This window comes from Psychromonas aquimarina ATCC BAA-1526, from assembly GCF_000428725.1.
Lineage (GTDB): Bacteria > Pseudomonadota > Gammaproteobacteria > Enterobacterales > Psychromonadaceae > Psychromonas > Psychromonas aquimarina.
In genome coordinates this window covers 75,999-84,342 of sequence record NZ_AUAM01000023.1, presented here as the reverse complement: position 1 = coordinate 84,342, position 8,344 = coordinate 75,999, and the positions used below count along the sequence as shown (strand labels likewise).

General features: G+C 42.3%; 6 protein-coding genes. All 6 read right to left on the bottom strand.

The features are described from left to right. Positions 1-188 precede the first annotated feature (188 nt). Positions 189-1,262, bottom strand: coding sequence for a galactose-1-epimerase (gene galM / locus G337_RS0110280; RefSeq protein ID WP_028863812.1), 1,074 nt, complete (start codon positions 1,260-1,262; stop codon positions 189-191). A 63-nt stretch (positions 1,263-1,325) separates the two neighbouring features. After that, positions 1,326-2,477 (bottom strand): galactokinase, encoded by a 1,152-nt coding sequence (gene galK / locus G337_RS0110275; RefSeq protein ID WP_028863811.1) that lies wholly within the window; start codon positions 2,475-2,477, stop codon positions 1,326-1,328. Between the two features lie 60 nt (positions 2,478-2,537). Then, positions 2,538-3,590 carry a UDP-glucose--hexose-1-phosphate uridylyltransferase gene (locus tag G337_RS0110270; RefSeq protein ID WP_028863810.1) on the bottom strand — a complete coding sequence of 351 codons (1,053 nt, stop codon included), beginning with the start codon at positions 3,588-3,590 and terminating at the stop codon, positions 2,538-2,540. 88 nt (positions 3,591-3,678) lie between these two features. Further along, on the bottom strand, positions 3,679-4,698 hold the full coding sequence (gene galE / locus G337_RS0110265) for a UDP-glucose 4-epimerase GalE (protein ID WP_028863809.1): 1,020 nt from the start codon (positions 4,696-4,698) through the stop codon (positions 3,679-3,681). A gap of 440 nt (positions 4,699-5,138) precedes the next feature. Further along, the gene (locus tag G337_RS0110260) at positions 5,139-6,407 is read right to left on the bottom strand and encodes a lipase family protein (protein ID WP_028863808.1); all 1,269 of its coding nucleotides are present in this window, start codon (positions 6,405-6,407) and stop codon (positions 5,139-5,141) included. Between the two features lie 445 nt (positions 6,408-6,852). Next, positions 6,853-7,956, bottom strand: a complete 1,104-nt coding sequence (locus G337_RS0110255; RefSeq protein WP_028863807.1) for a GGDEF domain-containing protein — start codon at positions 7,954-7,956, stop codon at positions 6,853-6,855. Positions 7,957-8,344: the final 388 nt, after the last annotated feature.

Sequence of the window (8,344 nt, the reverse complement as noted above, 5' to 3'; positions counted from 1 at the left end):
AAATGGGTAAAACGTTTTTCGGTCAATGAAATCCAATCAGAATAAACTGATAATCTATGTGCTCAGCGTAAGCTTTACCTGCCGTCAAAATCGGGTTAAAGACTTATCACTGAGTCGTAACTTAGCAGAAGAAACAATAAAGGCGATCCGAAGATCGCCTTTTGTTTTTTTACTGCGTTTACCTGCGCCTAATTAATAACAAACTGATAACAGGTACGGTGAGAATAAGCTTCACCGGCAGCCAGAATCGGGCAAGGCTGTTCCCATTCAGGGTGATTAGGTGAATCGGGTAAAAACTGTGTTTCCAGCGCCAGCGCCGAGTGATTCTGATACTGTCCTCCCTGACGATTCGGCGTTCCCGATAAAAAATTCCCGGTATATAACTGTATCGCAGGTTTAGTTGTTTTCACATTCATAGTGACTTTCTTATCCGGAGAAATACATTGTGCGGCGATACTTTCCCCGTCCTGATGGCTATCTTTCAATAAGAATGAATGATCATAACCCGCTGTTTTTTTCTGCTCAGCGCAGCTTAACAAATCTCGTCCAACAGCTTTGGCCTCACTAAAATCAAAACTGCTGTGCTTAACGGCATTAAAATGACCAAGCGGGATGCCGCTTTCATTCACAGGTAAATACAAATCAGCTTCAATCATTAACTGATGCTGCAGACAGTCATGCTCCGACTCTGCTCCCATCAAGTTAAAATAAGCATGGTTAGTTAAATTAACCGGACAGTCTTTATCTGTTTCTGCCAGATATTCAATGCTCAATTCATTATTTTCATTTAAGCAGTAGTTAACGGTTACCTGCAGATTGCCGGGAAAGCCCTGGTCACCGTCTTTAGAGCACATGCTGAAACTTATCTGCTGATCACTTTTCTGTTCAGCCGCCCAGCGGTACTGATCAAAACCAGCCGGACCGCCGTGCAGTGTATTTCCGGCCTGGTTGATACCGGTCTGAAAATCCTGTCCGGCAATATTAAATTTACCTTGAGCAATTCGATTAGCAAAGCGTCCCACCGTTGCGCCCATATAAGCTTCCTGGATACGATGATCGGACATGTTATTGACGCCCAGGATCACATCCCGCACCTCTTTCCCTACGGGGATTTCACAGCTTAACCAGGTTGCGCCGATATCCATCAATGAAACCCGCATACCCTGCGCATTTTTTAATACAAATATCTTAGCGGGTAAACCGTCTAAAGCCGCTTCAAGCGTCATACTTTTCTGTAACTGCTCAGCTCTGTTTAAAGTCATTTTATTTATCTCTATGATTATCACCTGACTACCGTACGGGCAGCCAGGTGATTAATTACGCTGTTAAATTAAACTTGCACCGTCTTTCGCCCGGCAGACATAAATAGACTCTTTTAAGCCGGTTGCCGCCTGATATTTACTTTCTACAGCAGCTTTTACCTGCTCCACCAGTGTCGGCGGAACCAGCGCCACAATACAGCCGCCGAAACCGCCGCCTGTCATACGCACACCGCCCTGATCAGCAATTTCAGTTTTAACAATATCGACTAAAGTGTCTACTTCCGGCACAGTAATTTCAAAATCATCACGCATTGAAGCATGAGATTCCGCCATTAACTGCCCCATTAACTGAATGTTGTTTTCACTTAATGCTTTAGTTGCCTGCAGGGTACGGTCATTTTCAGTAATAACGTGGCGGGCACGCTTGGCAACCGTTTCATCCAGATCTGCAATACGTTCATTAAACTGCTCAATAGTCACATCTCTTAATGCCGGCACGCCGAATACAGCGGCCGCTTCTTCACACTGTTCACGTCGAGTATTGTATTCACTGTCAACCAGGCCGCGTTTTTTATTAGAGTTAATAATCATAATCGACAGATCTTTCGGCGTTGACACAGCCTGCGTTTCCAGTGAACGACAGTCAATCAGCATCGCATGATCTTCTTTACCCTGTGCAGAAATAAGCTGATCCATAATGCCGCAGTTACAGCCGACAAACTCGTTCTCAGCCTGCTGGCCGTTCAGAGCAATTTCCGCCTGACTGATATCCAGGTTATAAAGCGTTTTGAATGTCTGCCCGATAACCACTTCCAATGACGCCGATGAACTCAGGCCGGCACCTTGAGGCACATTGCCGCTGACCACAATGTCAGCCCCTTTAAACTGATAGCCGCGCTTAAGTAGATATTTAACCACGCCGCGAATGTAATTTGCCCACATACGATCCGCCTGGAACTCGATCTCTTCTGTTAAGTCGAACTGGTCCTGCTGCTGATCGTAATCCACGGAAATAACACGCACAATATTATCATCACGCTTAGCAGCCGCCACCACGGTCTGATAGTTAATCGCACAGGGTAAAACAAATCCGTCGTTATAATCGGTATGTTCACCAATCAGATTAACCCGCCCGGGAGCCTGAATAATATGTGTAGAAGAGTAGTTAAGCGCTGTTGAAAATACATTTTTTACGTTATCAATTAAAGTCATCATAATATTTATCTCTGAGTTTTATAATTAAGGTAATAGATTATTATATTGAGCAGTTTCTACTTAAGTCTGTTTGTAATGAATATCACTGACATCACGCAGTTTCTGGGCAGCCTGTTCAGCGGTTAAATCACGCTGACTCTCAGCTAACATTTCATAACCAACCATAAACTTGCGTACCGTCGCGGAACGTAATAGAGGCGGGTAGAACAAGGCGTGTAACTGCCAGTGTTCAATGTCAGTGCCCTGTTCAAAGAAAGGCGCATAATGCCAGCCCATTGAATACGGGAATGAACACTGAAATAAATTATCATAACGGCTGGTGAGCTTTTTAACTGCTAATGCCAGATCGTCACGCTGCTCATCACTTAACTCACTAAGGCGGCGGATATGTATTTTCGGCAGCAACATAGTTTCAAAAGGCCAGGCTGCCCAGTAAGGTACAACTGCAATCCAGTGCTCAGTTTCAACAACCGTCCGCTCACCGTCATTCATTTCCGCCTGCACATAATCAACCAGTAAATTTGAACCGTTTTTCTGATAATACTCTTTTAAGTGCTTCTCTTTACGGGCAATTTCATTGGGTAAAAAACTATTCGCCCAGACCTGACCATGCGGATGAGGCTGTGAACAGCCCATAGCAGCACCTTTATTTTCAAAGGCCTGCACCCATAAATAGTCTTTACCTAACTCTTCTATCTGGTCATTCCAGGTATCAACCACACTGCGGATTTCATCAACCGCCAGTTCCGGCAGGGTTTTACTATGATCTGGAGAAAAACAGATAACCCGGCTTAAACCGCGAACACTCTGCGTTTTAAACAAAGGATTAGCAGAAGTCGGCGCCTCTGGAGAGTCCGGCATTAAAGCGGCAAAATCATTGCTGAAAACATAAGTCCCCTGGTAATCAGGGTTTTTATCACCGGAGATACGGGTATTAGTCGGACATAAAAAACACTCTTTATCAAAGCTTGGTAACTCTTCTGTTTCCTGTGCTTCGTCCTGCCCGCTCCACGGACGCTTAGCACGATGCGGTGAAACTAAAATCCACTGATCCGTTAACGGATTATAGCGGCGGTGCGGATGATCTACCGGGTTAAAAGTCTGCTCAATCATACTGTTTCTCTTCTTTTATTAGCACCGGCTCGTAAAACGGTGCTGTTAGTAATTAAAATTCAGGGTGCGGATAATTCAGTGCACAGCACTAATCAGCTGCATAACCCTGCGGATTTTTTTCCTGCCAGTGCCATGTATCCGTGGCCATCTCCATTACTGTCCGTGTCGCTTTCCAGCCAAGATCTTTTTGTGCTTTTTCGGTATCTGCCCAGCATGCGGCAATATCACCGTCACGCCTTGGTAAAATAGTGTACGGCAGCTCTTTGCCGCAGGCCTTTGAAAATGCATTTAACATTTCTAATACACTGCTGCCTTTACCTGTGCCTAAATTGTAAATATGCAGCCCCGCTTTTTTACCCACGGCGTTCATTGCAGCCAGATGGCCGTCTGCAATATCAACCACATGTACATAATCACGCACGCCGGTACCGTCAGTGGTTGGGTAATCATCCCCGAAAACCGATAAATGCTCGCGGCGCCCTACTGCCACCTGAGCAATAAACGGCATTAGATTATTCGGAATGCCCTGAGGATCTTCACCCATAGTGCCCGACGAATGGGCACCGACAGGGTTAAAGTAGCGCAGCAGGGTAATGCTCCAGTCGGGCTCTGCATCATATAAATCTGAAAAACACTGCTCTACGATATATTTACTGCGTCCATAAGGATTAGTCGTAGCCCCTGTCGGAGAGCCTTCAGTAATAGGCACAATTTCCGGATCGCCGTAAACGGTTGCCGATGAACTAAACACAATACTTTTAACAGCGGCTTTACGCATTGCTCGTGCCAGTACTAAAGAGCCGTTTACATTGTTATCGTAATACTCAAGCGGTTTCTGTACCGATTCACCGACGGCTTTTAAGCCGGCAAAGTGAATAACTGAGCTTATTTCATGCTCTGCAAAGACAGTATCTAACAGTGTTTGATCGCGAATATCACCCTGGTAGAAAACCGGACGAACTCCAGTTAATGCTTCAATACGATCTAATACGATTAATTTACTGTTACTTAAATTATCAACAATAACCGGTTCAATACCCGCTTCAATCATTTGTATGCAGGTATGACTTCCGATATATCCAATACCACCCGTGACTAAGACCTTCACAATAATTTCTCCACTATGTTTGCTTGAAACGGATATTAACAGCGAAACTGTCTAACAGTCTGTGATCCACATCGCAAAGTGTAAACGTTTACATTAAATTACAAATCCAACAATGATTTTTTGAAACCGAATAAAGCAACAGACCTAACGCACTGTTATTAAAGAGAAATACGTATTACACAAATAGTGCAACGACTCTGAGGCAGATTAATTAAAGTAAGGTACAGACTTTAAGACACTGTTTTTAGCACAAAATAATTGTAAACGTTTACAATTACTGTTTCATACATATGAGGAGCACGATTTAATACAATAGTGCTGTTTTTAAGGTGTTACGATTATTAATTTAAACAGGCGGATATCTAGGAGACAGTCAGAAGCAGAAAAAACACAACAGCCGTTAATAAACAACTGCTGTGTTTTACCTGTATAAAATTCAATTACTCTACACTTCCCCAGTAATTAACCGGGGCATCTAAACCGGCACCGCTCGAGGCATCCGCAGTAATATACAGATAACGCGGTCTGGCCTGAGCATTGTCAGCCTGAATATACAAAGGTTTTAAAATATCATTAATAAACGGCGTTAAATAATGGCTTCGTCCAGGGTCAATGCCGTCTGCACCTGGAAAATAAATCATATTTTCATTATGGCGGCCTGACATTGTTGACACAGGATCCTTTTCTCTAACCAGATTGATTATATTGTTATAGCGCATTTTATTTGCAAAGGCATGCGCATATTTTTCTATAATCCTTGTTGCTGGAGATGAAAATGAACGGGTTAATATGCCGCTCCGTACTCCTGCATCAATTGCGGTATAACCGCCTAATGAATGGCCGGTAAGTACAACATTATATGTTTTCTCTGCGTTTGAGGTTTTATAACCATCCGCTAAAGAGCGGCTGTTAGGCGGATATTTCTGCACTACTTTCCGGGTGAAATTATAAGCATCAATCTGCCAGTCCTCATCAGATTCAACTAAATTCGCATACATCAGTTCAACATCCTGGAGTACATCCCAGCCGCTGCTGGTGCCCTTAAAGGCGATTATGATCTCTTCTTCCAGGTTTTCAGAATCAACAGCAGGAACCAGAAGCGCAACGCCCTGCACACCGCTTTCTCCCTTAAAGGTATCAATAACCTGAACCTGTGCAGCTCCGTCCGGCTGCATTAGCTTTGCAAAAACCGGATCAGTAAAAAAGGAAAAAGGATCTGCCCCCTGCTCCAGGCTGTAGACATAACTGGAAGCAAATGCATAACGGAGCATTTTGTTATAGGACAAAGGAGGCTCACCGTTATGTATTAATAAGGCCTGCTGCTCACTAAGTGCCGGATACTCATAACCGTAAGAATGACTGGAAGCAAAGTAAGTTATACTGCTGGTATAATCACTGGAATATTTAGCTTCAAGTGTATTACTGCACATACTTGTCAGTATCTGGTGGACCTGTGCTGAATCCACAGCAGTTGAATTAATCGATTTAACAACAAAATAGTTTTCTTCATCCGCTGTAAACGAGTTGTCTTTCCAGTAACCATCTAGTTTTAAATACTGGCCGCTGTCGTTCACTGCCCAGGATTTTTTAATCAGCTGTGCTCGAGAAGCAAAAGAATCTTTAATTCCGTAACACTGTAAATAGGTTGATTCTGTAGCAAAACAATTAAAGCTGAAAATGGTAAAAATAAATATAAAAATTATCCGCATTTTTTCTCCTAAATAGAGCTTCATGCTCCAGGTTAAATCATCTGCAAAGGTTGTTTTTACACCGGCAGATTAACCTATCTTGTTCTGTTATTTAGGCGAAAGGATCACACGAAAGATTGTTTGTTGACATTTTCATGTTGTGTTTTGATGTTTGTGAGCGGAGTTCAATTATACCAATCTGGAAAAGTGAATGATCTAAAATTACGTAGGAAAAATTAATGAGAGCGAGGCGTTTGATTGAGCAATAGCTGGCTATTGGGATTGAAAACAACAAAGTTATCATTAATTTTAACCAGTAAGATTGATCAAATATTTATTTAGACTGGTATTATTAAGCAAATAGCCGGGAAATATTTACAAGAGGGAAGTGTAAAATAAAAAAGCTTATGAAAGCACCTTAGGCCGTCATAAGCTTCTTAGCTGGAATCGTTTACAAAGTTAGTGCTTAATAATATGAACGTGGTTTAGCCTGCGTATCTGGCTGTGATTCAGATTTAAGCTGCTCATACTCAGCTTTTAATCGTTCATAATCAGAGACTTCATCCTTGACTGGCTCGGCAGCAGGCTGTTTAGGTTCAGCTTTAGGCTTAGCTTTAGGTTTAAAGAATGAGCCAAAACCAAAGTTAGTTGGATCTTTCTCTTTAGGTTTTTTAGCATCTTTATCCTCAAAAATATCACTCACATCAATTTTTGGCCTAGCTTTAGGCTTAGGCTTAGGTTTAGCTTCGACTTTAGGCTCTATTGCAAGTTCTACTTTAGGCTCTGCTTTGACTGTTACTTTGGCTTTAGGTTTAGCCTTAGACTTAACCTTGGCTTTAGATTTAACTTCGACTTCGGTTTTAGACTTAGCCTCGGCCTTAGGTTTAGCTTCGGCTTTAGGCTTAGCCTGGGTATCTTCCTGCTCATCGCTCTGCGTCCCGAAAGGTCCGCTCACTTGATTACGTCCCGATATTTTAGCAAAAGACAGTGCTGTATCAGCACCTTCGGCTAATATTTTCTGCGAAGTAGGCGCAATAGTAGAAAGACCAACACTTAAGGTAACAACGTCGCTGACATTTGAATACTTATGTTCAGTACGTGATTTTTCAACAGCGGAGCGTAATGCTTCAGCAGCTGCATGAGCTTTACTTGAATCGGCATCTTTAATTAAGATAGCAAAAACATTTCCTTCATAGCGCGCTAAAAAGCTGCCGTAATCTTCACATACCTTTTTCATTGCTAAGCCGGTAACAAGCAGCATAAAGGCGGCCGCCTGATGGCCGTAATTTTCATTGTAAGCTTCAAAGAAATCAATTTCACATATCAGCGCTGATAACAACTGTTTTTCTTCGCTCGCTTCCTGCCAGAGTTTTGCATAATGTTCATCAAACTGACGACGATCTGCAATATTCATCTGCGACATTACCTGCTCAAAAGCGGCTGATTCCGAGCTGACTTTATCTTCCGGCTGCTGATAGTTGGCTATATCAACAACACCTTTAGGATCGTCACTTTGGTTTTCCGATTGAACACCGGAACTAGTTTGTTCAGTTTGATTATTTTCTGCCATAAGTTGTACCTTGCATCCTTTCTTGATTTTCAGCTCAGAATCGAAGCTTCAAGAGCCAATTCTCCATGATAAATGGTAAATGGTAAACAGTTTTATATCACTTAATTCCTGCTTTCAGATAAGCGTAACTTGCTTGCCTTCACAATTTGATGCTCATATGAATATAACTCTTTAATTTGTACACAGTAAACGGGGTTAATCGTTTACATTTTGTACCGCAATAATATATTTCCTACGGCAAAAAGCAAAATAAAAAAAATATCTTAGCGGAGTTTTGAATAAGTTTAGGGAAAGGCTGGAGAGGGAAAGGCTGGACAGCCAAATCTTTTATCAAAAAACGCAATGTTAATGAAAGACACAAACTACCTCCACAAATAATCTGATATTT

Bases quoted from the DNA above. Each gene is read 5' to 3' on its own strand.
- galM (WP_028863812.1), bottom strand. From the start codon at position 1,262: ATGACTTTAAACAGAGCTGAGCAGTTACAGAAAAGTATGACGCTTGAA.
- galK (WP_028863811.1), bottom strand. From the start codon at position 2,477: ATGATGACTTTAATTGATAACGTAAAAAATGTATTTTCAACAGCGCTT.
- G337_RS0110260 (WP_028863808.1), bottom strand. From the start codon at position 6,407: ATGCGGATAATTTTTATATTTATTTTTACCATTTTCAGCTTTAATTGT.
- G337_RS0110270 (WP_028863810.1), bottom strand. From the start codon at position 3,590: ATGATTGAGCAGACTTTTAACCCGGTAGATCATCCGCACCGCCGCTAT.
- G337_RS0110255 (WP_028863807.1), bottom strand. From the start codon at position 7,956: ATGGCAGAAAATAATCAAACTGAACAAACTAGTTCCGGTGTTCAATCG.